The sequence below is a fragment of the Proteus columbae genome (assembly GCF_002777965.1).
Lineage (GTDB): Bacteria > Pseudomonadota > Gammaproteobacteria > Enterobacterales > Enterobacteriaceae > Proteus > Proteus columbae.
Genome location: NZ_NGVR01000021.1, coordinates 274,195 through 299,597, shown reverse-complemented (window position 1 = coordinate 299,597; position 25,403 = coordinate 274,195). Strand labels below are relative to the sequence as shown.

The 25,403-nt window shown below is 36.8% G+C and carries 21 protein-coding genes and 1 tRNA gene; 8 read left to right on the top strand and 14 right to left on the bottom strand.

Annotated features, from left to right (window positions below):
• Positions 1 to 249 precede the first annotated feature (249 nt).
• The gene (mrpI, locus tag CBE70_RS10745; protein ID WP_100159342.1) at positions 250 to 810 is read left to right on the top strand and encodes a phase variation DNA invertase MrpI; all 561 of its coding nucleotides are present in this window, start codon (positions 250 to 252) and stop codon (positions 808 to 810) included.
• A gap of 434 nt (positions 811 to 1,244) precedes the next feature.
• Here the strand turns inward: mrpI and CBE70_RS10740 are convergent, their stop codons facing one another.
• Together CBE70_RS10740 and CBE70_RS10735 are read right to left on the bottom strand one after the other, a co-directional pair.
• Positions 1,245 to 2,468 (bottom strand): RtcB family protein, encoded by a 1,224-nt coding sequence (locus tag CBE70_RS10740; RefSeq protein WP_099074334.1) that lies wholly within the window; start codon positions 2,466 to 2,468, stop codon positions 1,245 to 1,247.
• Entirely contained in the window at positions 2,465 to 3,604 is a 1,140-nt protein-coding gene (locus CBE70_RS10735; RefSeq protein WP_100159345.1) for a slipin family protein, read from the bottom strand. The genes CBE70_RS10740 and CBE70_RS10735 overlap by 4 nt, the downstream gene beginning before the upstream one ends.
• A gap of 558 nt (positions 3,605 to 4,162) precedes the next feature.
• Between CBE70_RS10735 and rtcR the strand changes: the two genes are divergently transcribed.
• Both rtcR and rnz read left to right on the top strand, forming a co-directional pair.
• Entirely contained in the window at positions 4,163 to 5,755 is a 1,593-nt protein-coding gene (rtcR, locus tag CBE70_RS10725; RefSeq protein ID WP_100159340.1) for an RNA repair transcriptional activator RtcR, read from the top strand.
• A gap of 9 nt (positions 5,756 to 5,764) precedes the next feature.
• On the top strand, positions 5,765 to 6,682 hold the full coding sequence (gene rnz, locus CBE70_RS10720; protein ID WP_100159339.1) for a ribonuclease Z: 918 nt from the start codon (positions 5,765 to 5,767) through the stop codon (positions 6,680 to 6,682).
• A 90-nt stretch (positions 6,683 to 6,772) separates the two neighbouring features.
• Here the strand turns inward: rnz and CBE70_RS10715 are convergent, their stop codons facing one another.
• The gene (locus CBE70_RS10715) at positions 6,773 to 7,435 is read right to left on the bottom strand and encodes a DUF421 domain-containing protein (RefSeq protein WP_100159338.1); all 663 of its coding nucleotides are present in this window, start codon (positions 7,433 to 7,435) and stop codon (positions 6,773 to 6,775) included.
• A gap of 264 nt (positions 7,436 to 7,699) precedes the next feature.
• Here CBE70_RS10715 and CBE70_RS10710 point away from each other — a divergent pair, with 264 nt between their 5' ends.
• Both CBE70_RS10710 and betT read left to right on the top strand, forming a co-directional pair.
• Positions 7,700 to 8,335: a hypothetical protein gene (locus tag CBE70_RS10710; RefSeq protein ID WP_100159337.1), complete on the top strand. Its 636-nt coding sequence runs from the start codon at positions 7,700 to 7,702 to the stop codon at positions 8,333 to 8,335.
• 365 nt (positions 8,336 to 8,700) lie between these two features.
• The gene (gene betT, locus CBE70_RS10705) at positions 8,701 to 10,704 is read left to right on the top strand and encodes a choline BCCT transporter BetT (RefSeq protein WP_100159336.1); all 2,004 of its coding nucleotides are present in this window, start codon (positions 8,701 to 8,703) and stop codon (positions 10,702 to 10,704) included.
• A gap of 65 nt (positions 10,705 to 10,769) precedes the next feature.
• On the opposite strand, the gene hpaR is transcribed toward betT, so the two are convergent.
• On the bottom strand, positions 10,770 to 11,207 hold the full coding sequence (gene hpaR, locus CBE70_RS10700; protein WP_100159335.1) for a homoprotocatechuate degradation operon regulator HpaR: 438 nt from the start codon (positions 11,205 to 11,207) through the stop codon (positions 10,770 to 10,772).
• 591 nt (positions 11,208 to 11,798) lie between these two features.
• Between hpaR and hpaC the strand changes: the two genes are divergently transcribed.
• A complete protein-coding gene (gene hpaC, locus CBE70_RS10695; protein WP_100159334.1) occupies positions 11,799 to 12,317 on the top strand; it encodes a 4-hydroxyphenylacetate 3-monooxygenase, reductase component in 519 nt (172 codons plus the stop codon).
• A 598-nt stretch (positions 12,318 to 12,915) separates the two neighbouring features.
• Complete coding sequence (gene dtpB, locus CBE70_RS10690; RefSeq protein WP_100159333.1) at positions 12,916 to 14,403, top strand: dipeptide/tripeptide permease DtpB; 1,488 nt, start codon at positions 12,916 to 12,918, stop codon at positions 14,401 to 14,403.
• Between the two features lie 258 nt (positions 14,404 to 14,661).
• On the opposite strand, the gene fbaA is transcribed toward dtpB, so the two are convergent.
• From fbaA to dnaQ, 9 genes are all read right to left on the bottom strand, one after another.
• Complete coding sequence (fbaA, locus tag CBE70_RS10685) at positions 14,662 to 15,741, bottom strand: class II fructose-bisphosphate aldolase (protein ID WP_098940983.1); 1,080 nt, start codon at positions 15,739 to 15,741, stop codon at positions 14,662 to 14,664.
• Positions 15,742 to 15,804: 63 nt separating this feature from the next.
• Positions 15,805 to 16,968, bottom strand: coding sequence for a phosphoglycerate kinase (gene pgk / locus CBE70_RS10680; RefSeq protein ID WP_100159332.1), 1,164 nt, complete (start codon positions 16,966 to 16,968; stop codon positions 15,805 to 15,807).
• Between the two features lie 87 nt (positions 16,969 to 17,055).
• A complete protein-coding gene (gene epd / locus CBE70_RS10675) occupies positions 17,056 to 18,075 on the bottom strand; it encodes an erythrose-4-phosphate dehydrogenase (RefSeq protein ID WP_100159331.1) in 1,020 nt (339 codons plus the stop codon).
• A gap of 257 nt (positions 18,076 to 18,332) precedes the next feature.
• Positions 18,333 to 20,327 (bottom strand): transketolase, encoded by a 1,995-nt coding sequence (gene tkt, locus CBE70_RS10670; RefSeq protein ID WP_100159330.1) that lies wholly within the window; start codon positions 20,325 to 20,327, stop codon positions 18,333 to 18,335.
• Positions 20,328 to 20,843: 516 nt separating this feature from the next.
• The gene (locus tag CBE70_RS10665; RefSeq protein ID WP_100159329.1) at positions 20,844 to 21,824 is read right to left on the bottom strand and encodes a hypothetical protein; all 981 of its coding nucleotides are present in this window, start codon (positions 21,822 to 21,824) and stop codon (positions 20,844 to 20,846) included.
• Positions 21,825 to 21,874: 50 nt separating this feature from the next.
• Complete coding sequence (locus CBE70_RS10660) at positions 21,875 to 22,327, bottom strand: hypothetical protein (protein ID WP_100159328.1); 453 nt, start codon at positions 22,325 to 22,327, stop codon at positions 21,875 to 21,877.
• A 327-nt stretch (positions 22,328 to 22,654) separates the two neighbouring features.
• Positions 22,655 to 22,780, bottom strand: a complete 126-nt coding sequence (locus CBE70_RS18620; protein ID WP_269800199.1) for a hypothetical protein — start codon at positions 22,778 to 22,780, stop codon at positions 22,655 to 22,657.
• 384 nt (positions 22,781 to 23,164) lie between these two features.
• Positions 23,165 to 23,241: transfer RNA gene (locus tag CBE70_RS10655), tRNA-Asp, on the bottom strand.
• A gap of 123 nt (positions 23,242 to 23,364) precedes the next feature.
• On the bottom strand, positions 23,365 to 24,117 hold the full coding sequence (dnaQ, locus tag CBE70_RS10650; protein ID WP_100159327.1) for a DNA polymerase III subunit epsilon: 753 nt from the start codon (positions 24,115 to 24,117) through the stop codon (positions 23,365 to 23,367).
• Positions 24,118 to 24,182: 65 nt separating this feature from the next.
• Here dnaQ and rnhA point away from each other — a divergent pair, with 65 nt between their 5' ends.
• The gene (rnhA, locus tag CBE70_RS10645; RefSeq protein WP_023581088.1) at positions 24,183 to 24,665 is read left to right on the top strand and encodes a ribonuclease HI; all 483 of its coding nucleotides are present in this window, start codon (positions 24,183 to 24,185) and stop codon (positions 24,663 to 24,665) included.
• An 8-nt stretch (positions 24,666 to 24,673) separates the two neighbouring features.
• Here rnhA and CBE70_RS10640 read toward each other — a convergent pair whose 3' ends face one another.
• A complete protein-coding gene (locus tag CBE70_RS10640) occupies positions 24,674 to 25,390 on the bottom strand; it encodes a methyltransferase domain-containing protein (protein ID WP_100159326.1) in 717 nt (238 codons plus the stop codon).
• Between the last annotated feature and the right edge of the window lie 13 nt (positions 25,391 to 25,403).

Below are 25,403 nucleotides of genomic sequence, written 5' to 3'. Positions count from 1 at the left end.
AAACAATTTGGTGTATTCTGTTTATTTCTCTAAAGATGACCGAATTCCTATCTATACTCATTTTTCGCTTTTCCAATCAATCACTTTCATTTTCTAAAACTAAATAAACTTTCAATAAACTTGTTTAAAATGAACAAGTAAAAGTGCAAGCATAAAAAAAACACAACTCTTTATTGATGCATATTACTTGTTATAGTGATGCATCAATTGACTTTTGTTCCTTGTTATCTCATTGAAAAGGTTATGAAAATGAAGCAGCGCAAGTTTCTTACACGTTTTGAGATCAATTCTATTTTGAAGCAAGCAAAGGAAGGACGGTATCCAGAAAGAGATTACTGTATGTTTTTAATGTGTTTTTTACATGGATTTCGCGTGAGTGAGCTGTGTAATTTAACCTTAAGCGATATCGATTTGGAAAGTCGGATACTCTATGTGAGACGCTTAAAAGGTGGTTTATCAACAACACAACCGATTATAGAAGAGGAGTATGAAGCGTTAGTTAACTGGTTGAAAAAAAGGGAAACATGGAGAGAATCTGACTCAGAATGGGTCTTTTTATCCCAAAAAACAGGTCCAATTTCTCGTCAACAAGTGTATGGATTACTTCGCCGTTTAGGTAAAGATGCTAATGTATCCATAGCTCCTCACCCTCATATGTTACGCCATGCGTGTGGCTATGCACTCGCAGATTTAGGTAGAGATACTCGTTTAATTCAAGATTATCTAGGACATCGTAATATTTCACATACCGTTATCTATACTGCGAGTAATTCAAAACGATTTGTTCACATTTGGGATATAAGAAATTAACAATTATTTTTTTATTAATATGTTTTATGAAGATTAATACACTAAATATAGTAAGCTATCTTTTTTCAATAAGAATAAAGTTAATTTTTAATATAATTAAGAAATTTAGGATTTGTTTTATACCAAATAAATAATGGCGATTGCAGATATTAATAAGTTATTAATAATTACTTTTCAATTATCGAATAGCTTAATATTGATGCTCATTTTTTGATTATCTTTATTAGTTAATAATAAATTTAATATCAGTGATTATTTATTAATAATACTAAACATTTATTGTTTGAATTTTGGCGAGAAGTAAGGGCTAAATTTAAAGAGAATTTTAATTCTTTAACTTGTATTTATTTGCACCCCATGTACACGCTTTCATATCTCACTATCCCCAACATTATCGTTTGGGGATAGTTATGAATTATCCTAAAAAAACACAGTTATCCTTTTACACAAACAACCTGTCGTAGTGTATGAACAACCTCAACAAGTGATAACTGAGCCTTCATAACAGCATCAATATCTTTATAAGCCATCGGAATTTCATCAATCACATCTTCATCTTTTCGACATTCCACATGTGCTGTTGCTCGAATTTGGTCTTCAACACTAAAAGCTTTTTTCGCTGCTGTTCGGCTCATTACGCGTCCTGCGCCATGACTACATGAACAGAAACTTTCGGCATTTCCTTTTCCTCTTACAATAAAGCTCTTAGCTCCCATTGAACCTGGGATGATCCCCATTTCACCTTTTTGAGCTGAAACGGCTCCTTTTCGAGTTACCAGTACTTCTTCACCAAAGTGCATTTCCTTTTGCACATAGTTATGGTGGCAGTTCACCGCCTGTTGTTGTGTCGTAAAAGGTTTAGTTATTTCTGTTGATAATGCCGCCAGCACGCGCTCCATCATAATTTCACGGTTATGTCGGGCAAAATCCTGTGCCCATTCTACTGCTTCTATATAGTCATCATAGAAAAGCGTTCCTTCTTTTAAGTACGCTAAGTTTTTATCTGGCAAGTTAGCGATATGTTCTCTCATATCTTCTTGTGCCATTTGTATAAATAACGTACCGATAGCATTACCAACACCACGAGAGCCACTATGTAGCATTACCCAAACATTATCTGATTCATCAAGGCACAATTCGATAAAGTGGTTTCCTGTTCCTAATGTACCAAGGTGACGATAGTTATTCGTATTTCGTAAACGTGGGTACTTATCGGTTAAAACCTTAAAACGCCCTTCAAGTTGTTGCCAATGTTGATCAACAAGTTTAGGTGGGTTCTTCCATGAACCACGATCATTCCCTGATTGATAACTTGTTCTTCCATGAGGTACAGCTCTTTCTATTGCCGTTCTTATGGCAAATAAATTATCTGGCAGATCATTTGCGTGTAATGACGTTTTCACCGCAATCATTCCACACCCAATATCCACACCAACAGCAGCCGGAATAATCGCACCTTTTGTTGGAATAACACTCCCGATTGTTGAACCTTTCCCTAAGTGAACATCTGGCATTACCGCCATATGTTTGAAAATAAAAGGCATCTTCGCGGTATTAATAAGTTGCTTTAGAGCATCTGCTTCAACAGGTACACCATTTGTCCACATTTTAATTTCAGCAGTTCCTGCTTCTTTTACTATTTGATGATCCAATATCATGCCTGTGCTCCTTTAATTTGTACTAACCCGTTTAATACTTGGTCTAAACCGCCGTAAACGGAAATCTTATCAATACGTTCTGCTATACGTTCTACGGTTTCTAACTCTTTTAATCGTAAGGCAACTGGATTGTTTTCCATCACTTTTGCCGTATTTAATAAAGAACGCGTTGCGGATGTCTCTTCTCTTCGACGAATAACATTAGCCTGAGCTGATTTTTCTGCCTCAACTACTTGCGCTAAAATCGTTTTCATTTCACCCGGTAAAACAATATCTTTTACCCCTAATGAAGCCACTTCAATGCCATATCCTTTAGTCACCTCACTGATTTTTTCACTCACTAAGCTGTCAATCAGTGTTTTATTCTCTAATAATTCATCTAATGTTCTTGTTCCTACGGCTTCACGTAACGCAAACTGTAATTCTTTATATAGGAACTCAATAGGTGAACTCAGTAATTGATACGCTGAAAGCACGTCGCTATAACGCCAACTTGCTGACAAATTAATGCGTAATGTTACTTTGTCTTTCGTTAAGATCTCTTGACCACTTACATCAAGTGTTTGTAAGCGCATATCAACGACCTCAACATCAACTTTGTGCTGATAACGCCAATAGCCTTTTAATCCCGGTGATAATAGTGATTGAGTTTCACCATTAACACGGATAATGCCAGCATGCCATGTCGGAATATCCACACTTAATACACCTTCACTGCCTTTTACCGTTTGGTTACGTAATTTTGGATACTGCAATTTTTTAACCAAAGTTGGCGAAACTTCCAATTCATTTGCTGACAACACTTCCATTGAGCGTTGTGCATAATTCCAATAGAGGCGGCGAGTGCTCGGTGCCAAAATCTCTTTGAGTGAACCATTTTCATAGAGTAAGCCAATCTCTTCATCAGATAGCACAATATCAAAACAATATTCATTCACCCATTCTGGATGATATTGGCGTAAAAATTCGGCTTTATCTTTTTCAATTGCAGGGCCGTTTAACTCCACCAGTTCAACACTTAATTGGTGGCGAAGATCGTAAAATTTATGCTCACCGGCTGTAAGGACTTCAATATACTCATCGCCCTTCTTTAATAAACCCAGCTGTCCTTGTTTCACTTTTATTGTTGTTCTTATCATGATTGCTTCCTTTTTCTCTTCTTTATTAGCTTTCTTTTATTACCATTTTTATCGTGACTTGCTTTCCACGAGCAAACTTGGCGAAATCGAAGGGAAAACAAGAGAGGAACGATACTTTGTTTGTCTCTTCTTCTGCCTTCAATCCAGCGTAGTTGCTGGTGGATAAGCAAGGTGACGGTACTGCTGTCACAACGATTTTTTATATTTAATTTTACATTTGGATTTGTAATGGTTTTTGGTGTCAGGAATCGAACCTGAAAATAATCCTCTTCACCTACAGAGTCCCGATGTGGAGGAACACATTTAGATAACACCACAGAGTGTTCTTTATGTGCCTACCAGATTTAAAATCTGCTCAAGACACTAATAATATTGCGAGGATCGTGCCAAGTTTTTAAAATTCGCCAAAAATATTTTTAATTCATTGTTTCTATTTATAAAAATATTTTTAATGTGATTTTCAATTATTTAGACGTTGAATTAAAAATGATAAAAACTTATCTTTTTATCTATACATTTATAAATATAGATAAAAAGATAAGTAGGGATAGCTTAATGAAACGCAAAGTGGTGATTGGTGTTTTAGGCACAACATTAGATAAACGAGGTAAAAGTCATAAAAGATGGAACTCATGGCGTCCAACAATTTCGATTTGCCATCAAAAAGATTTCCCCGTTAGTCGATTGGTCATGATCCATCAACCTAATGATTCAATATTAGCGTCAAAAATCACTGAAGATATTCATACTGTCTCCCCTGATACAGAGGTATTACCTTACGAAATTGATATTTGTGATCCTTGGGATCTAGAAGAGGTTTATAGTCACTTTCTTGATTTTGCAATCAATTATCCATTTGATACTGAAAATGAAGAATATTATGTACATATCACAACAGGTACGCACATCGCTCAGATTTGCTGGTTCCTCCTGACTGAAGCACATTACTTACCTGCAAAGCTATTACAAACCTCCCCTTCTTCTAAAATAGAAAATGAAGATGGCATCAAGACAGTACAGTCAGCCACGGGTAGTTATGCCGTTATTGATCTCGATTTAAGCCGTTATACAAAACTAACCAGCCGATTTGAGCATTACCATAATGAGTCCCTCTCTTTCCTAAAATCGGGGATTGCCACACGTAATGAACGTTTTAATACTTTAATTGCTCAAATTGAACGTGTTGCATTGCGCTCCGTTGCTCCCATTTTATTAACAGGTCCCACAGGAGCCGGGAAATCATTCCTTGCTCAGCGTATTTATGAATTACGACAATCTCGTCATTTTGTAAAAGGCCGTTTTATTGCTGTTAACTGTGCCACTTTGCGTGGTGACAATGCGATGTCCACTCTATTTGGGCATGTAAAAGGAGCATTTACAGGTGCGTTACAAACCAGACAAGGATTATTAAGAGAAGCCGATAAAGGAATTTTATTTCTTGATGAAATTGCAGAATTAGGACTTGATGAACAAGCCATGTTACTTAAAGCGATAGAAGAGAAATCTTTTTATCCTTATGGCTCAGATACTGAAGTGCAAAGTGATTTTCAGCTGATCGCAGGAACACATCGTGATATGGACAAGCAAATCGCAAAAGGGCTTTTCCGTGAAGATCTCTATGCAAGAATAAACTTATGGTCTTTTTCACTACCGGGTTTAGCCAATCGTAAAGAGGATATTGAGCCTAATATCGATTATGAATTGCATCATTTTGCAAAGCTTTATCAGAAGGCAATCCGTTTTAACGCTGATGCAAAATCACACTATATTCGATTTGCAACCTCTGAACAGGCATTATGGCGTGGTAATTTCCGTGAACTTAGTGCTAGTATAACGCGAATGGCAACACTTGCCGAAAATGGTCGTATTACCCTTCCTCTTGTTGATGAAGAAATTAATCGTTTAAAACAAAATTGGGGAGTTGCTTCCTCTTCTTTATTTAATAGTACTGATATTGATCTTTTCGATCTTAGTCAACTCAATACAGTTATTAAAACGTGCCAGCAATCATCAACACTCTCAGAAGCCGGTAGAAAACTTTTCGCAGTATCAAGACAAAATAAAAAACAACCTAACGATGCCGATCGCCTACGTAAATATCTTGCGAAATTCGATTTAAGTTGGGAACAAATTCGACATGGAGAATAATATTTCATTATGGAGCTCACTTTTTTAGGCACTAACGCAGGCGTTCCTTCTAAAGATCGCAATGTCACAAGTATGGTGCTCGATTTACAAAATAAACAAAAAAGTATGTGGATGTTTGATTGTGGTGAAGCGACACAACATCAAATATTGCATACCCGCGTGAAACTACCGCGTTTAAATAAAATTTTTATTACCCACTTACATGGTGATCATATTTTTGGTTTACCCGGACTACTTTGTAGCCGCTCAATGGGTGGAACGGAAACACTTTTAACGGTATATGGCCCCACGGGTATAAAAGCTTTTATAGAAACGGCGCTAACATTAAGCCAATCCTATTTAACTTACCCTATTAATATTGTTGAAATTGACAAAGCGGGTTTTCTGTTTGAAGAAGAAGGTATGAAAGTCAGTTGTGAAGCGCTGTCTCATCCCGTACCTTGTTTTGGTTATCGCTTAGAAGAAGAAAACAAACCGGGTAAATTAGATGCAGAAAAACTGAAGGCGGAAAATATTCCAGCAGGCTCTTGGTTGCAAGAGTTAAAACAAGGCAAAACCGTAACATTGCCAGATGGACGAACCGTTGATGGTAAAGACTATATTGGTGATGAAATAGAAGGTCGTTGTATTGCTATTTTTGGGGATACTCAACCTACGCCTAATGCATTAAAGCTAGCTAATAACGCAGATGTTATTGTTCATGAAGCAACGTTTAAACATGAAATGGCAGAGCAAGCGAACAGCCGAGGACACTCAACAACAGTACAAGCGGCACAGTTAGCAAAAGACGCGAATATCAAAAAGCTGATTATCACGCATATTAGTAGTCGCTATTCACCCGAAGAGTGTGTTGAACTACTCAATGAAAGCCAACAGATCTTTAGCCATACTGAAATGGCTTCTGATTTTGCGGTATTTAAGTTGTAATTGCGTTTTCACTAAATAACAGTGGCGATATTATGTCGCCATTGTTTTGACATCCTTCCCCACTCATTGACATATATTTTAGTTATTTGTCTATAACGTAGTTCGTTTTATCTTCCCATCTTGCAAAATAAAATTGACTTTTCCATCCCAGAACTCAGCTAAGAAAATATCTTCTGGTTTATCAATATGCTGATTTTTCATCTCATCTTGTAGCCACACTTCATCTTTTTCTATTTGTGCTAATTCTGATGTTCGAATAACTCCGTCTTTCATGACGATAATAGACGGCATTTTTGCACCATCACATACTACGGTGATTTGCCCATCAGGTTCAATTTGCGCGTAATTGACCTCTTGAAATGAATGAATACCCTGAGCATGAAGACGAGACGTGATGTTTAAAATGTCTATTTTGTTCTTTTTCTCCATGATGTTTTCCATTATAAACTCGCCCTTCTTTATAATAGGAATAGGATTACCAATGGTCACTGCACGGAAAAAATTGAATCGCTTACTGATATAATTAAGCAAAGAGATAAAACAGACACCAATTAAGAAAACGATAATATATTGGTAAAGAGGGATCGCATCAGTATAAATTACCCCCCCCATAATGCCGCCGAGCACAAAATTGCCAATAAAATCAATAGGTGTTAATTGAGAGAGTTGTGTTTTACCCGATAAATTCATATGAGCTAATATGATAGTAAAACCAATAATAAATTTGATAATAACCAGAAAGTAATATTCCATTTGTGTCTCACATTTCCAATAATTTCTGCACTTATTATAAAGCAGAAAATCTCACCTAGATAAAAATCTAAATTATTTTTGATGACATTTGACTAAGAAAAAACACTTAATATACTTAGGTTTGTTGATTTTAAGACTCATACTATACTTATTACGATAATTTATCCGTAATCTCTTATCATCAACTCAATAGCCTCTCGCCTTTTCTAGTTCTTACGCGGGATATCACTGAATTGTTTTTGAACACATATTTTGGAGAAAAAAATGAATAAAAAACTACTTACTTCATTGGTTCTAGCGGGTCTTGTTACTATTACAGCTGGTTGTGATGATTCATCTAAAAAAGTTGATGAAGGTATTGATAAGGCAAAGGAAACAGCTACTCAAGTTACTGAAACAGCGCAAGATAAAGCCAAAGAGTTAACTGAACAAGCCAAAGATAAAGCCGCCGATTTGAAAGAAGATGCATCAGCAAAAGCAGATGAATTAACACAACAAGCTCAAGAGCTAAAAGATAAAGCTGAACAAAAAGCGGCTGAGTTAAAAGCGCAAGCTGATGAAAAAACAGATGCTCTAAAAGAGAGTATTTCACAAAAAACTGATGCTCTAAAAGATGCAAGTGCTACAAAAGCCGAAGAAATTAAGCAAAGCCTAGAAGCTGAAAGTAATAAATTATCTGAAAGAGCCGCAGAGCTAAAACAAGATGCGAGCAAAACAGCAGATAACCTGATGCAAGACGCTGACAACAAGATTGATCAGCTAAAAGGCGATGCATCAAAAACCAGCGATGATGTAAAACAACAAGCTCAAGAAACTGAAAATAAAGCACTTGATAAAGCGGATCAATTAACTGATCAAGCTAAACAAAAAATTGATGATTTAAAAACTGAAAATAAATAATCCGATTTCAGTTTTTTTGATGAATTGAGAGCCAGTAAATTTTTACTGGCTTTTTTTGTACAAAAAAAAGACAAGGGTTGATCGATTAAGCAAAAAATGTAACCATGTTCTCCTTTTTTCAACAGGAGAAACCTATTAAAGAGCGAAATCATCCAGCACACAAAGTTATTAAAAAATTGATTTAATTGCATTTTTCTTCATCTTGCGGAAAAAATAATTTACTTCCGTTCTTTTATAAAGCATCTTTCCAACTTGGTGTTTTATTCAAATTTTCTTATGAACTTTTCTTTTCTGATGACATAAACAATCAGATAGTGGGTAGCGAAAAGTCTCTTTCTAGGAAAATAACAAAAAATAGGTTAACTATGAGTCAACAAAACGATATAACCCCTCAAAAAGTTAGGATGAAAATTAATCCTCCCGTTTTTTATACATCAGCGTTGTTAATTTTACTGGTCGTTGGTTTCTCTGCGTTATTTCCGGAGTTGGCTAATGATAAACTAGGGCATCTTCAGGAAAACCTCTTCACGAATGCGAGCTGGTTCTACATTCTAGCCGTTGCATTGGTTTTGCTGAGTGTGACTTATTTAGGGCTTTCCCGCTTTGGTCAAATTAAATTAGGGCCTGATCATGCTCGCCCTCACTTTAGTTATTTTGCTTGGTTTGCCATGCTCTTTTCAGCAGGAATGGGAATTGGCTTAATGTTCTTTGGTGTTGCTGAACCTGTTATGCATTACCTGATGCCTCCGACTGGTGAAGCTCAAACCATAGAAGCCGCAAAAGAAGCGATGCGATTAACCTTTTTCCATTGGGGATTACATGCATGGGCAATTTACGCCATTGTCGCTTTGATCTTAGCTTTCTTCTCTTATCGCCATGGTTTACCGTTAACACTGCGCTCTGCACTTTATCCAATTATTGGTGATCGCATACATGGCCCAATTGGTCATGCTGTTGATATTTTCGCTGTTATGGGAACCGTATTTGGTGTCGCAACCTCTCTTGGTTTTGGTGTTCTGCAAGTTAATGCTGGTTTAAATCACCTCTTTAATGTGCCTATTAATCCAACTGTTCAAGTCGTATTGATTGTTGTGATCACAGGGCTTGCAACCATTTCCGTTGTTTCTGGTTTAGAAAAAGGTATTCGTTTTTTATCTGAACTGAACTTAGGATTGGCGGTTATTCTTCTTTTATTAGTCATTATTCTCGGTCCAACCGTATTGATATTAAAATCATTTGTTGAAAATACGGGAGGATATCTATCCGAAATTGTCAGTAAAACCTTTAATCTTTACGCATACGAGCCAAAATCGAGCGATTGGTTAGGGGGATGGACACTGCTTTATTGGGGATGGTGGCTTTCATGGTCTCCATTTGTAGGGATGTTTATCGCCCGTATTTCACGAGGCCGTACTATTCGTGAATTTGTGGTGGGTGTTCTGTTTGTTCCTGCTGGCTTTACCTTACTTTGGATGACTGTTTTTGGTAACACCGCGATTCATTTAATCAAAGATAAAGGTGCAGAAGCCCTCGCCAATATCGTACAACAAGATGTGTCATTGGCTTTATTTGAATTCTTAAATTATTTCCCATTCTCATCTGTTTTATCCTTCTTTGCGATGTTGATGGTCATTGTCTTCTTTGTAACTTCAGCAGACTCAGGCGCTATGGTTGTTGATACTTTAGCTTCTGGTGGTGATAGCGAAACACCCGTATGGCAACGTATTTTCTGGGCAGGTTTAATGGGCGTTTCTGCAATTACTCTATTGTTGGCTGGCGGTTTAACTGCGCTACAAACTGTAACCATTGCAAGTGCGCTTCCCTTCTCAATAGTATTGCTTGCTTCTATTTATGGGCTAATAAAAGCATTGCGAGTAGATGTATATAAACGAGATAGCCAACAACTAACGACAATTGCACCACCAGCAAGCCGCAATCCGATCCCTTGGCAACGTCGTTTAAGAAATATTGCTTATTTTCCTAAACGCTCTCATGTAAAACGTTTTATGGATGAAGTGATTCAACCTTCAATGGAAATGGTGTCTGCCGAGTTAAGTAAGCAAGCGACGCAATGTTTTATCCATAATGAAGAAGATGATCGAATTGGTTTTGAAGTTGATTTAGGCGATGACATGAATTTCTTCTATGAAGTTCGCCTGCGTTTTTATACTCAACCCGCCTTTGCTTTAGCTGGATTAAGTGATGAAGAAAGAGATGAAGAACATAAATATTATCGTGCTGAAATTCATTTAAAAGAAGGTGGGCAAGATTACGATGTAATGGGTTGGACGAAAGAACAAATCATTCACGATATTCTTGATCAGTACGAAAAACACATTCACTTCTTGCATGTATTAGGTAAGCAATAATTTTATCTGCGTAATAGCAACAAAAAGGAGATGTCATAGCATCTCCTTTTTTCTTATCAAATAACTTATTTTTCTGATTGTTCGACATCATCTTGGTTAAGCGCAATCAGCTCTTTTAATAATCCAGACAATCGTTGTAGTTTTTCAGTCGAAAATTTTTGCTCAAGTAATTGATAGCCTTCTTCAATTTTAGGCTGAATTTTATCGTATAAACTTTGCCCATTGGCAGAAAGTGAAACAAAAAGTTTACGTTGGTCACTTATTGGTTTTAAACGACAAATTAACTCGTCTCTTTCCATTCTAATCAGAATACCCGTTAGACTTGGTCGAAGAATACACGATTTTTGTGCTAATTCGTGAAAATCAATAGAACGTTTATCCGCAAGTACGCGAATAATCCGCCACTGCTGTTCTGTCAGATTATGCTCTTTGAGAACAGGTCGAAAAAAACCCATCGCAGATTCCCGTGCTTGTAATAGCGCGATAGTTAATGATTCATGCATAATCAAGAAGCTCTTTATATGGTGTTATAGGTGAAATGACAAAATATCACTCAATATAGACAGTGAAAAAGTACCGCTGTTTATGGTTTATAAAACGACTATATTCTAAGAATAGACTAATTGTTACAATTATTCATATTAACAAATAAATAAAGTTGACTCAATTTTTGCAATTTTCTTCCCTTTGTGCAATTTATCACCCATGCTCCTTTTTTAAGATTAATTTCATCTTTCGCAACATCTTGAGCTATACGAAATTTTTATGAATTGGCAATTTGTGTTATCTCTTCACCAATCAAAAAAGTAGCCTAATTTGCCTATTATCCTACCTTTGAATTAGGAATAATGTGTTTAGCGATAAGGTTGTCTCACAATTTTTTGAGATAAAGTTAACAGGTTGTAACAAAGAAAGATTGCTATCTTTGTTCATGCGCGGTAGCGTTACGGCTTTAAAACAACGCAACAAAGAAACCGGCAATAACATTACAACTTTGTTAGCGGAGTAGTTAGATGATTTTATTAGTTATCTAACTAATAATTATTTTAAGTGAAGACGCCCACAGACGAGAAGTCTGGCAGTAGGAGTAAATAATGTCTGAGGAAAAACAGGCTAACCCACTTTTTCGGGATGCGATGGCAAGCTTAGGTGCTGCGGTCAATATCGTGGCAACAAATGGCGATGCGGGATGTTGTGGCTTAACAGCAACAGCGGTATGTTCTGTTACTGATAACCCGCCTACCGTGATGGTTTGCATCAACAGTAAAAGTCAGATGAACTCTATTTTTCAAAAAAATGGGAAACTGAGCATCAATATATTGAATCATGAGCAAGAAGAAATGGCATGTCATTTCGCCGGAATGACAGGGCTCGCGATGGCTGAGCGCTTTACCCAACCAGGATGGCAAAACGGACAATTACAACAACCCGTACTAACAAATGCGCTTGCCTGCCTAGAAGGTGATATTTATGATGTACGCCAAGTTGGTACACATTTTGTTTATATGACCGAAATTAAGAATATTTCAGTGCGTGAAGATGGTGATGGGCTTATTTATTTCAAACGTCGTTTCCATTCTGTTAAAAATGAACAAGTACCAATCTCTGTTTAAATTTCACCTATTTTACCTCAAGATAAAAACGCACTTTTAATAAGGGCGTTTTTTTATTGATTATAATCACATCATAAAATTAAATATTTACTCATATTAAGTGAATACTTATTTAACGAAGTAACATTGACTCGCTTTTAGATATTTATTAAATATTTATTAACATCTGTTTGTTATAAAAGAATAATTTTTAATTATAATGAAAATTTTCTTTCTAGAATCAATCAGTCACATAATCAAAAATATTTTCTCTCTACTTTTACCCTTTGTCTTTATTTAATTCACTCAGATTAAAATATAAACAAATAATAATTTTCTTGGTTATATTTTATACCAAAGATCAATTAAATGACTTTATTTGAAAATAAACTAATGAATATTTTTTTCAATCTGGTATTAATCTTACCCACAGTGTGATCAACCTTTGAGAAGTCATTCCATCAATATATTAGTCTACTCGACTTGCTGATTACCTTCTTAAATTTGCAAACATCACTCTAAATGCGACAGATAATGTTAGCGTCGTGTAACATTCCTCGTGAATGTGAGTAAATAACATCGTTGTTGAAAATAAATAATAATTAGGGGCATTACAGATATGGATAAACCCGCTCAAGTCGGTTTATTACAACAGCCTAAACCATTCTTTATGATTTTCTTTGTAGAATTATGGGAACGTTTTGGTTACTACGGCGTACAAGGTATTCTTGCCGTTTATTTTGTTAGTAAACTCGGTTTCTCTCAAGAACAGGCTTTCATTACTTTTGGTGCATTCTCTGCACTGGTTTATGGGCTTATTTCTATTGGTGGTTATGTTGGTGACCACTTATTAGGAACAAAGCGAACAATTGTTTTAGGTGCTATCGTCTTGGCTATCGGTTATTTCATGACTGGTATGTCAATTATGTATCCTAATTTAATTTTCTACGCATTAGGAACTATCGCAGTAGGTAATGGTTTATTTAAAGCCAACCCTGCCAGCCTATTAGCAAAATGTTATCCACCTAAAGATCCACGTCTTGATGGTGCATTTACGCTATTTTATATGTCGATCAATATCGGCTCATTAATTTCTTTATCTATCGCCCCTGTACTTGCAGAACGTTACGGATATGCACTGACTTATAATATCTGTGGTGTTGGCTTGATCATGGCGTTATTAGTTTATTTCTTCTGTCGTAAAATGGTTGCCAATATTGGTTCTGAACCAGACCATTTACCAATGAGCTTTAGCAAACTGTTATTAGTTATTGCTGGCTCAATTGCGATGGTATTTGTTTGTGCATGGTTATTGCACAATGTGATGATTGCAAATATCGTTTTAGTCAGTCTGTCTATTATTGTTGTCTTCATTTATTTCCGTGAAGCTTTTAAACAAAAAGACAGAGTTGCTCGTAATAAAATGTATGTTGCATTTGTTCTGATGTTAGAAGCTGTTGTTTTCTACATTCTGTATGCTCAGATGCCTACTTCACTGAACTTCTTTGCTATTCATAACGTTCATCACACGCTTTTGGGCTTTGATATTAACCCTGTAAGCTTCCAAGCACTAAACCCATTCTGGATCATTGTTGCTAGCCCAATCCTTGCTATCGCTTACAGCCATTTTGGCGCGAAAGGTAAAGACTTCTCAATGCCAGCGAAGTTTACTGCTGGTATGCTTCTGTGCTCATTAGGATTCCTTACAGCAGCAGCATCAGGTATGTGGTTTGCCGATGCTCAAGGCTTAACATCTCCTTGGTTTATCGTTCTGGTTTACTTATTCCAGAGCTTAGGCGAACTGATGATCAGTGCGTTAGGTTTAGCAATGGTTGCAGCATTCGTACCGCAATACATGATGGGCTTTATTTTAGGTATGTGGTTCTTAACACAGGCCACAGCTTATCTGTTAGGGGGTTATGTAGCGACTTTCACAGCAGCACCTGAAGGCATTACTGATCCACTACAAACATTACCTATTTATACTGATGTATTTGGTAAAATTGGTATTGTAACCTTAATTGTAGGTATCGTTATGTGGGCAACCGTACCTTTATTAAACCGCATGATGAAAGAAGAAAGCAAAGACGTTAAAGTCACAGGCTAATCTTCCAATCAATATATTGCTCAATATAAGCGTCTATTTATTAATAGGCGCTTTTTTATATCTGCGTTATATCAACGCTACATCTCATTTCATATTGGCAAGATATCCCTAAGACTAAAGATATTGATTATCTATGTATCTCATCGTCAACGTTTAAAGATAAATATCATCAAAATCAAACTGACTGATAGCTTTTTAGCCGACATAAAAAAACCCGCCAAATAAGCGGGTTTAGTTTAATCATTAAGAATGATTCAATTACAGAACATCAACTGAATTCAGTTCTTTAAATGCTTGTTCTAAACGAACAACCATTGATGCTTGTGCTTGACGTAACCAGTTACGTGGGTCGTAGTATTTCTTGTTAGGTTTATCAGCACCTTCTGGGTTACCTAATTGACCTTGCAGATAGCCTTCGTTCTTTTTGTAGAACTGTAAGATACCATCCCAAGTTGCCCACTGAGTATCTGTATCGATATTCATTTTGATGACACCATAGCCAACAGCTTCTTTGATCTCTTCTGCTGAAGAACCGGAGCCACCGTGGAAAACGAAATCTAAGCTATTGTGTGGCAGATTGAATTTCTCTGATACGTAGTCTTGTGAGTTACGTAGAATTTTTGGCGTTAACTGAACGTTACCTGGTTTATAAACACCGTGAACGTTACCAAAAGATGCCGCAATAGTGAAACGAGGACTTACTGCACTCAGTTTTTCGTATGCGTAAGCAACATCTTCTGGTTGAGTATAAAGCGCAGAGCTGTCCATACCCGTGTTATCAACACCGTCTTCTTCACCACCTGTACAGCCTAATTCGATTTCTAAAGTCATATCGATTTTAGCCATACGCGCTAAATATTTAGCACAGATTTCGATGTTTTCTTCTAATGACTCTTCAGATAAGTCAATCATGTGAGAAGAGAACAGTGGTTTACCTGTTTTAGCGTAATGTTTTTCACCAGCATCTAACAGACCATCAATCCATGGTAATAATTTTTTCGCACAGTGGTCAGTATGCAGAATAACAGGAACACCGTAGTATTCAGCCATTTGATGCACATGATGAGCACCAGAAATTGCGCCTAAAATAGCAGCTTGCTGTGGTACATCAGATTTAAGACCTTTACCTGCGATAAATGCAGCACCACCGTTAGAGAACTGTACAATAACAGGAGAACGAACTTTCGCAGCAGCTTCTAACACAGCATTGATTGAGTCAGTACCTACACAGTTAACCGCAGGCAGAGCAAATTTGTTTTCTTTTGCTACTGCAAATACTTTTTGTACATCATCACCAGTGATGACACCCGGTTTCACGAAATCAAAAACTTTAGACATGTAATAAGATCCTATATTTGGAACAGGTAGAAAATAGCTTCCTACCTGTATGAGCTGACTTAATTACTGTTTAGCGCGTTCTTCTAACATTGCAACAGCAGGAAGTTTTTTGCCTTCAACGAATTCTAAGAAAGCACCACCACCGGTTGAAATGTAAGAGATTTTGTCTGCGATATCAAATAAATCAATAGCAGCCAGCGTATCACCACCACCAGCGATAGAGAATGCTTCACTATCTGCGATTGCATTAGCGATGATTTCTGTACCTTTGCGGAAGTTAGGGAATTCAAACACACCTACTGGACCATTCCACAGAATAGTTTTCGCGTTTTTCAGGATCTCTGCTAAACGTTCTGCTGTAACATCACCGATATCCAGTACTTGTTCATCATCTTTGATATCACTTGCTGATTTTAAAACAGCGTCTGCAGTTTCAGAGAATTCAGTTGCAACACGAACATCACTTGGTACTGGAATATCACATTTTTCCATCAGTTTTTTAGCATCATCAACAAGGTCTGCTTCATATAAAGAGCGACCTACTGGATGACCTTCTGCTGCGATAAAGGTATTTGCGATACCACCACCAACGATTAATTGGTCAGCAATTTTTGATAAAGAATCTAATACAGTCAGTTTAGTTGAAACTTTAGAACCACCAACAATCGCAACCATTGGGCGCGCAGGTTTATCTAATGCTTTACCTAATGCTTCAAGCTCTGCTGATAACAGAGGGCCCGCGCAAGCAACTTGTGCGAATTTAGCAACACCATGAGTTGATGCTTGAGCACGGTGAGCGGTACCGAATGCATCCATGACGAATACATCACATAATGCAGCGTATTGTTTAGACAGCGTTTCGTCGTCTTTCTTTTCGCCTTTGTTAAAACGAACGTTTTCAAGAACAACTAATTCACCAGCATTGACTTCAACACCATTTAAATAGTCTTTAGCAAGGCTAACTGGTGCAGTTAATTTGTCTTTCAGATAGTCAACAACTGGTTTTAAAGAGAACTCTTCGTTGTACTCACCTTCAGTAGGACGACCTAAGTGAGAAGTTACCATCACTTTAGCGCCTTGTTTTAACGCGGCTTCAATTGTTGGTAAAGAGGCACGGATACGCGCATCTGAAGTCACTTTACCATCTTTAACTGGAACGTTCAGGTCAGCACGGATAAGAACTCGTTTACCCGCTAGGTCTAAATCGGTCATCTTAATTACAGACATGATGAATCCTCTCATTGATTCTCTAAAATTTAGTAATCTTCTGTTCAGTGCCTTGTATTATTACGCGACACCGTCATTAAAACATGATTATTTAAAACCAGTTGCAGCCATTGCTAACGTTGTATCAAGCATTCTGTTAGCAAAGCCCCATTCATTATCACACCAGACTAAAGTCTTGATCAGGTGTTGCCCACTGACTCTTGTTTGTGTGCCATCAACGATTGCACTATGAGGGTCGTGGTTAAAATCAGTTGAGACTAATGGCAATTCTGTGTAATCCACTATACCACGAAATGCGCCAGTTGCTGATTTTTGAATTAACTGATTGACATCTAACACATTTACAGCAGTTTTTACAGTGACACTTAAATCAATTGCCGTCACATTAATTGTAGGAACTCGTACAGAAATTGCCTCAAAATGATCCTTAAATTTCGGGAAAATTCGCGTAATTCCTGCAGCCAGTTTCGTATCAACAGGAATAATAGATTGTCCTGCTGCTCGAGTACGGCGTAAATCCTTATGGTATGCATCAATCACGGGTTGATCGTTCATGGCTGCATGGATTGTTGTTACTGTTCCTGATTCTATATTAAACGCGTCATCCATCATCTTAATGATGGGAATAATGCAATTTGTTGTACAAGATGCGTTTGAAACAATTCGGTGCTCTTTTTTAAGTTCGTGTTGATTCACACCAAAAACGACAGTTGCATCTAAATCCGTTGTACCGGGATGAGAAAAAAGCACTTTCTTTGCGCCTTGTGCAATATGCGCTTCGCCATCAGCACGGGAGCCATATGCACCACTACAATCAAGTACGACATCAATACCAAGTTCACCCCAAGGTAAATCAGTAATATCAGCGTGATGAAATAAACGAATAGTATCATCACCCACTTGCAATAAATCGTTATTAATTCGTACATCCCAAGCAAAACGTCCGTGACTAGAGTCATACTTGAGAAGATGCCCAATACCTTGTGCATCAGCCAATTCATTTATTGCAACAACCGTTATTTCGGCTCGTTTACCTGATTCATAAAGCGCTCTTAACACATTACGCCCTATCCGACCAAAACCGTTAATAGCGACTCTGATTGTCATGTGACTTCCTTGATAACTAGTGATTTGCAACCGCTTAGAATAATAGAGCAAGATACTAATCAACAACGATAAATCAAGTAAATCTAGAAATTGTGCAGTCACCGACATTTTAAGATTAACTGAAACGGTTCAGCTTACTGATAATCAGATTACGAGAAATGAGAGAAGATCGCAATAGTAAACAAAGATAGAAGGATAAAAAAAGAGCACATCTGAGAAATTCTTCCCAAAAATGTGCTCTTGTTAACATTTATTGATTATTTAAGTAAAGATTTTGCCTGTGTAACCACATTTTCAACAGTAAAACCAAACTCTTCAAATAATTCGTTTGCAGGTGCAGATTCACCGAAGCTACGCATACCTACAATCGCGCCATCTAAACCAACATACTTGAACCAGTAGTCAGCAATACCTGCTTCGATAGCAACACGCGCTTTTACTGATGCTGGTAATACTGCTTCGCGGTAATCTGCATCTTGTTTATCAAATGCATCTGTTGCTGGCATAGAAACAACACGTACTTTACGGCCTTCAGCTGTCAGTTGTTCATAAGCGCTAACCGCTAATTCAACTTCAGAGCCTGTTGCAATAAAGATTAATTCTGGCGTACCAGCGCAATCTTTCAGGATGTAACCACCCTTCTCGATGTTTGCCAGTTGCTCTGGTGTACGTGGTTGCTGTGCAAGATTTTGACGAGAGAAGATCAGCGCTGTTGGGCCATCTTTACGATCAATTGCATATTTCCATGCAACAGCTGATTCAACTTGGTCACATGGACGCCATGTGCTCACGTTTGGCGTTACACGCAGGCTTGCCATTTGCTCAACAGGTTGGTGAGTTGGACCATCTTCACCCAGACCGATAGAGTCATGAGTATAAACAAAGATACTGCGGATCTTCATCAGCGCAGCCATACGTACAGCATTACGTGCATATTCCATAAACATCAGGAAGGTAGCGCCGTAAGGAACAAAACCACCATGTAATGCAATGCCGTTCATGATTGCAGACATACCGAATTCACGCACACCATAATGGATGTAGTTACCCGCTTTGTCTTCGTTCAGCGCTTTAGAACCAGACCACATAGTCAAGTTACTTGGTGCTAAGTCCGCAGAACCGCCCATGAATTCTGGTAATACTTTACCGAATGCTTCTAATGCATTTTGAGACGCTTTACGGCTTGCAATGCTTGAAGGGTTTTGTTGCAGATTTTCAATAAATGCTTTGGAATCTTTTTCCCAGTTTGCTGGTAATTCACCAGAAACACGACGTTTGAATTCAGCCGCTAACTCAGGGAACTGTTCTGCGTATGCAGCAAATTTAGCATCCCATGCAGCTTCTTTTGCTTTACCCGCTTCTTTCGCATCCCACTCTTTATAAATTTCTTGTGGAATTTCGAATGCGCCGTATTCCCAGCCTAACGCTTTACGTGTTTCAGCGATTTCTGCATCACCTAATGGGGAACCGTGAGAATCAGCAGTACCTGCTTTATGAGGAGAACCAAAACCGATAGTGGTTTTACAAATCAGCAGTGAAGGTTTGTCAGTAATTTGTTTTGCTGCTTCAACCGCTGCTTTAATGCTTGCTGCATCGTGACCATCAATGCCACTGATGACATGCCAGCCATAAGCGTCGAAACGTTCTGCTGTGTTATCAGTAAACCAACCATGCACTTGACCATCAATAGAGATGCCATTGTCATCATAGAATGCAATCAGTTTACCTAACTGTAATGTTCCTGCTAAAGAACACACTTCGTGGGAGATACCTTCCATCATACAACCATCACCCATAAAGGCGTAGGTGTAGTGGTCAACAATATCATGACCAGGACGGTTAAATTGAGCCGCTAATGTACGTTCTGCAATAGCAAAACCCACTGCGTTTGCAATACCTTGACCTAAAGGACCCGTTGTTGTTTCAACACCTGGGGTATAACCATATTCTGGGTGACCTGGTGTTTTAGAATGCAATTGACGGAAGTTTTTCAGATCATCTAAAGAAACTTCATAACCAGACAGGTGCAGTAAGCTGTAAATCAGCATTGAAGCATGACCATTAGATAAAACGAAACGGTCACGATCAGCCCAGTTAGGGTTAGTTGGGTTATGATTTAAAAAATCACGCCATAATACTTCTGCAATATCAGCCATACCCATAGGGGCGCCAGGGTGTCCTGATTTCGCTTTTTGCACAGCATCCATACTTAAAAAACGGATCGCATTAGCAAGGGTTTTACGAGTGGTCATTTTCTACTCCAAGTCGGATAAAAAGCATCTAGATAGCTGATTCTCTCAATGCGGACAAAAAACCGCAATATAAAAAATCCACAAAGGTGGCTATCGTAATTAGCATAAAGCAATAATTCTTTGATTTTCATGGCATTTTTTACGATCAAAGCGGAAAATAACATTACACCACCGCATTGTTGCGCAACAAAAAGAAAAAAAGGAAACTATTTGCGCAATTGAGAAGCGTGCTATTAAACCTTAGCTTGATATGACTAATCAAGATAAAATTTCATTGCTGAATTATCCATCAAATCAAAGAAATACCGTATCTGTTTTGATTATAGCCTAATAACTGACTGAACTTGTTACAAGGACGTAGAATTATAAGGGCTTAAATAAGATAAAAAGCAGATAATTCACTGATTCAGTAATAAAAATCTTATTTACATCATATATAGCTAAAAGGAAAACATCGCGTAACACAGTTGTTACTTCTTTTATAAGAAATAATTTATTTATATATTCTACTTATTTTTAATTAATTTTAGATAAGTAATATTCTAAGTGTAATTCCTTAAAATCTTCTTTCCTGACAAAAAAATGCAAATCAATAATTGATTTCAATAATAGAAAAAATTTTAAATTATCTCTTCTACAAAAAGCTTTTAACTTCAAAATTTCATTTGGGTTGTTTTTCAAAACATAATAATTATAGTTCATGATGATCATTTTAGACACAAAGGTATTGAGTGCTGATTGATCTTTACTTAATAAACTGGCTAATATTTTAAATATTTTATCCGTATCATTTTTATACGTTGTGATAAATTTTTCAGGTGATAGATAAATTAAATATTGATCTTCTAGTGTAAAAATAAAGTTTTTATCTTCCTCTAGAATAAATTGAATGATCTCTATTTGTTGTTTTTTAATTATATTCAAATCGTCATGATATTTTTCATTACTGTATTTTAATACAAGATCATAGGTTGTATTAATTAGCTCATCAATTTTTATGACTTCATCACTAGAATAACGAAAGTAGAGTTTATTATCTTTAACTAAAAAATAATGATAATAAAAATCAGCAAATCCAATATCATAGAATAAATAGTTAATAAGTTCGGTTTTATAGGTATTCTCTTTTTCTTTACCTAAAAAAGAAAGATCGGATTTTAATTGTGAAACGATATAGCTTGAAAATAAATTTTTATTATAAAAATTTTCAGTTCTATTTATAGATAATAAATTAGGCAAGATCCTCAGAAAAGAAAAAAATTGATAATAATTTTGATCATAAGGTTCATCGCTAATAATTTCATCTACTTTTTTTGAATTAAAAAGCTCATTCCACCACGAAAGATAAAGAGCTGATTTATTTTTTAGTTTTACTGAAATAATTTCATCCAACTCACCGTCCCAAGGCTGTAAAAATAAAATATCATGCTCAAAAGGAACTGCTCTTGGATTAAATAGTTTTCTTAATTTATATTGATAAATTTTAGTGATATCCATTTCTCTAAGTCCTTATGCCATTATACAATTTATTGAAAAACTTATTAAATTCAAATAATTATTACTTTATTATGGTAAATCCCTATTGGCCAATATCCTTGGTAGTAGATATTAACAATATTTTCCCAGTTGTCTCCAAGGGAAAAGTATTTTTCTGATAAGTATTGCCGAAATGCGTAACTAATCGCATTTTTAGCTGCAATATTGAAATCATGGGCATCATATTGAAATGGGGCACATGAGATATTTTTCACGCTATCCATCACACAACGCGTTATCTTTATACGTTGTTCTATTAATGCTTTAGGCAGGGTTTGCTTTGTATAAAAAGGATCATCTTGAGTTGGTGAGGTAGGTAACCATATAAAATCCAACTCAGAGAGCAGTAAACTCTCCAGCCCTGAAAATAAAATCACATTATCAGACTGTAAATCCGCTTTTCCCATATTAGAAAAAAAAGCGGTACACTGTACTTTGTGTTGTACTTCGTCAAAAAAAGTCATGATTAATCGGCTCAATAAACTCAACATCAATTCTATCGACTATCACCGTAATATACTGGTTTTCAAAATATGAGTAATGATAAAAAAGATTATCTTCAAATAACTCATTGTATATTTCATTAATAACAAGCTTATCTTTTTTCATTATTTTCCTTTGTGTTAAAACCAACGCCCCATAGGTGAATTCTCTCTCAGATTTTTATCAATCAATTCCTGTGTAATAATATTTTTTTCAATAATAGGGGGCATGATTTCATCTAGAATTCTACAATCAATATGACTCCCTGTATGGTGAAATATAAGGTTTAGCGCCTCATCAATGAATGCTTACTCACCATGTTGTTTCATTTCAAGGATAAACTGAACAATGGCTTGTTTTATCTCTTTATTTTTGCTGTATTCGGCTTGTTCAGTTTCGAATTCTTGATAATAACTGAGGTTCTTCTTCTTCAAACCACCAATTTTGATCTTTAAAATAATTGATTAACTTGGGTGTCAACATATCACAACCTAAATAATTAAATTTTTTTTATCAAACTTTACCCCATATTAGTCTTAAAAAAGCCATGAGATCTGTAAAGAGAAGAAATAACTAAGAAATAAGTTATCAGCTATTAAAAATAGTGTATTAATTGAGGATTAGAATAATTAAGATTAGAAATTTTTTTGGACTAAGAAAAGCAAAAACCCCAGCATAAATGCTGGGGTTTGGNTAAGAAATAAGTTATCAGCTATTAAAAATAGTGTATTAATTGAGGATTAGAATAATTAAGATTAGAAATTTTTTTGGACTAAGAAAAGCAAAAACCCCAGCATAAATGCTGGGGTTTGGAATGTTGGCGGAACGGACGGGACTCGAACCCGCGACCCCCTGCGTGACAGGCAGGTATTCTAACCAACTGAACTACCGCTCCGCGTATCCTTTCGGACGAGGTGAATATTACGAATCTCTTGCCTTGTCGTCAACTGTTTTTCTAACAAAAAGATGCATTTGGATAAATTTTAATCTCAACTTACCCTTTGTGCTTTTTTTATATTCAAACTGCCTCATCATTTGATGCTGGGCGCCATAAACAATGCCCGCCTTTCTTCTCAACTAAATCTAATCGAGACTCATGCTCAGCAAGTTCTTCTGCGTTTGCTCTTATTACTTTTAATCCTGAAACTGGGCGCTCGATACGCTGAATATCATTTTGCTCTTGTTCGTTACTTGATTCGCCTTCCATTGAAAATGCTAATGCGGTTTGTCCACCGGTCATTGCCAAGTAAACATCAGAAAGTATTTCAGCATCCAATAACGCGCCGTGAAGAGTACGTTTAGAGTTATCTATTAAGTATCTATCACATAAAGCATCAAGATTATTTCGTTTACCTGGGAATAATGCCCTTGCCATTGCAAGGCTATCGGTAATTTGGCAGAACGTTTCGGTAGGCGGAATATCACGATTAAGTTTTCTAAACTCATAATCCATAAAACCGATATCAAACGATGCGTTATGAATGATCAGCTCTGCGCCACGAATATATTCTAAAAATTCATCAGCAATATCTGCAAAAGAAGGACAATCCTCTAAGAATTCATCACTAATACCGTGAACTTCAAACGCTTCAGGATCAACTAATCTTTCAGGCTTAATATAAACATGGAAATTTCGCCCTGTTAGTCGACGATTGATAACCTCTACGGCACCAATTTCAATGATATTATGACCTTCATAATGAACGCCCAGCTTATTCATACCGGTGGTTTCGGTATCAAGTACAATTTGTCGTGTGATTGGAGTGCTCATAATCCGTTTTTATGTCAGACTTAGGGTTAGTTTTTCGTATTAATCAAAAAGGATAAGTCGCCTTTATGCACAAGCAGGTAGAAATATTCACCGATGGTTCATGCTTAGGCAACCCAGGCCCTGGTGGTTATGGCGCTATTTTACGCTATCAACAACATGAAAAAACCCTAAGTGAAGGTTTTTTTATGACCACCAATAACCGAATGGAACTTCTTGCCGCTATCGTAGCATTAGAAACATTAAAATTCCCTTGTAAAATTACACTGACAACAGATAGCCAATATGTCAGACAGGGTATCACACAGTGGATCCATAGCTGGAAAAAGCGCCAATGGCGTAAAGCAGACAAAAGCCCTGTGCTTAATGTCGATTTATGGAAACGCCTAGATAGTGCGATTACTCGTCATGAAATTGAATGGCATTGGGTAAAAGGCCATGCAGGTCATGATGAAAATGAACGTTGTGATGAATTAGCAAAAACGGCAGCTCAATCACCCACACAAGAAGATACTGGTTATATTGAAAGCCAGAAAGATAAAACACAATGAATCATATTTTATGGCTCTAAGTGATTGCGTGTAGCACCTAATACTCGACCTTTTACACTCATGCGTGGTAATGCAAATTTCAATGCAGTGGGTGTTAAAGGAAGCGTTCTTTTACGAGCAATAATTAAATTTAAACAGCCACCAGTGTGATAGCGGCTACCATCACGTTTTATTGGCCTTGAAAATGGCATAATTTGGAAATTCTGTTGTGTCATCACTTCGTAATTTAGCACACTAAGCCAATCAATTTGGCGTCGAAGTGAAAACATACGACTTGAATAAGGCTGCTTTTGTCGTAAAAGGGGCGTGCATTTACCCAGTCCTAATAAACTAATAGGGTTAAAGCTCGTTAATACTATCCAGCCATCGTCAATTAAAACACGATCAGCTTCTCTTAATAACCAATGGGGATCTGCACTATAATCAAGCACATGAGCCATAAGGCAAACATCAACCGATTTATTTTCAAAGGGTAGATAATCTAAAGACGCGATAACATCCGCATTTATTGCATTCGATGTCACATTGACTTGATGTGAAACGATACTTAATTTGGTATCCAGTTCGACACTGAGTTGACCGAGTTTCAGTAAATGAAAGCCATACATTTTTGGCCACCAGTTTTGTAAACGCAGTTCAATTGCCATGCGATAATATTCCCCCCAAGGAATATCACGCCAAGAATCCGGCATTGTAATTGGTTTTACTGAACGCGCTGCTTTCATCGTTTAACCCTTT

Excerpts from the sequence above, each read along its gene's own strand:
- CBE70_RS10715 (WP_100159338.1), bottom strand. The coding sequence starts at position 7,435 with ATGGAATATTACTTTCTGGTTATTATCAAATTTATTATTGGTTTTACT.
- pgk (WP_100159332.1), bottom strand. The coding sequence starts at position 16,968 with ATGTCTGTAATTAAGATGACCGATTTAGACCTAGCGGGTAAACGAGTT.
- epd (WP_100159331.1), bottom strand. The coding sequence starts at position 18,075 with ATGACAATCAGAGTCGCTATTAACGGTTTTGGTCGGATAGGGCGTAAT.
- CBE70_RS10660 (WP_100159328.1), bottom strand. The coding sequence starts at position 22,327 with ATGACTTTTTTTGACGAAGTACAACACAAAGTACAGTGTACCGCTTTT.
- CBE70_RS10640 (WP_100159326.1), bottom strand. The coding sequence starts at position 25,390 with ATGAAAGCAGCGCGTTCAGTAAAACCAATTACAATGCCGGATTCTTGG.
- dtpB (WP_100159333.1), top strand. The coding sequence starts at position 12,916 with ATGGATAAACCCGCTCAAGTCGGTTTATTACAACAGCCTAAACCATTC.
- rnz (WP_100159339.1), top strand. The coding sequence starts at position 5,765 with ATGGAGCTCACTTTTTTAGGCACTAACGCAGGCGTTCCTTCTAAAGAT.
- mrpI (WP_100159342.1), top strand. The coding sequence starts at position 250 with ATGAAGCAGCGCAAGTTTCTTACACGTTTTGAGATCAATTCTATTTTG.
- rtcR (WP_100159340.1), top strand. The coding sequence starts at position 4,163 with ATGAAACGCAAAGTGGTGATTGGTGTTTTAGGCACAACATTAGATAAA.
- tkt (WP_100159330.1), bottom strand. The coding sequence starts at position 20,327 with ATGACCACTCGTAAAACCCTTGCTAATGCGATCCGTTTTTTAAGTATG.
- hpaR (WP_100159335.1), bottom strand. The coding sequence starts at position 11,207 with ATGCATGAATCATTAACTATCGCGCTATTACAAGCACGGGAATCTGCG.
- fbaA (WP_098940983.1), bottom strand. The coding sequence starts at position 15,741 with ATGTCTAAAGTTTTTGATTTCGTGAAACCGGGTGTCATCACTGGTGAT.
- rnhA (WP_023581088.1), top strand. The coding sequence starts at position 24,183 with ATGCACAAGCAGGTAGAAATATTCACCGATGGTTCATGCTTAGGCAAC.
- CBE70_RS10710 (WP_100159337.1), top strand. The coding sequence starts at position 7,700 with ATGAATAAAAAACTACTTACTTCATTGGTTCTAGCGGGTCTTGTTACT.
- CBE70_RS10665 (WP_100159329.1), bottom strand. The coding sequence starts at position 21,824 with ATGGATATCACTAAAATTTATCAATATAAATTAAGAAAACTATTTAAT.
- CBE70_RS10740 (WP_099074334.1), bottom strand. The coding sequence starts at position 2,468 with ATGATATTGGATCATCAAATAGTAAAAGAAGCAGGAACTGCTGAAATT.
- dnaQ (WP_100159327.1), bottom strand. The coding sequence starts at position 24,117 with ATGAGCACTCCAATCACACGACAAATTGTACTTGATACCGAAACCACC.
- hpaC (WP_100159334.1), top strand. The coding sequence starts at position 11,799 with ATGTCTGAGGAAAAACAGGCTAACCCACTTTTTCGGGATGCGATGGCA.
- betT (WP_100159336.1), top strand. The coding sequence starts at position 8,701 with ATGAGTCAACAAAACGATATAACCCCTCAAAAAGTTAGGATGAAAATT.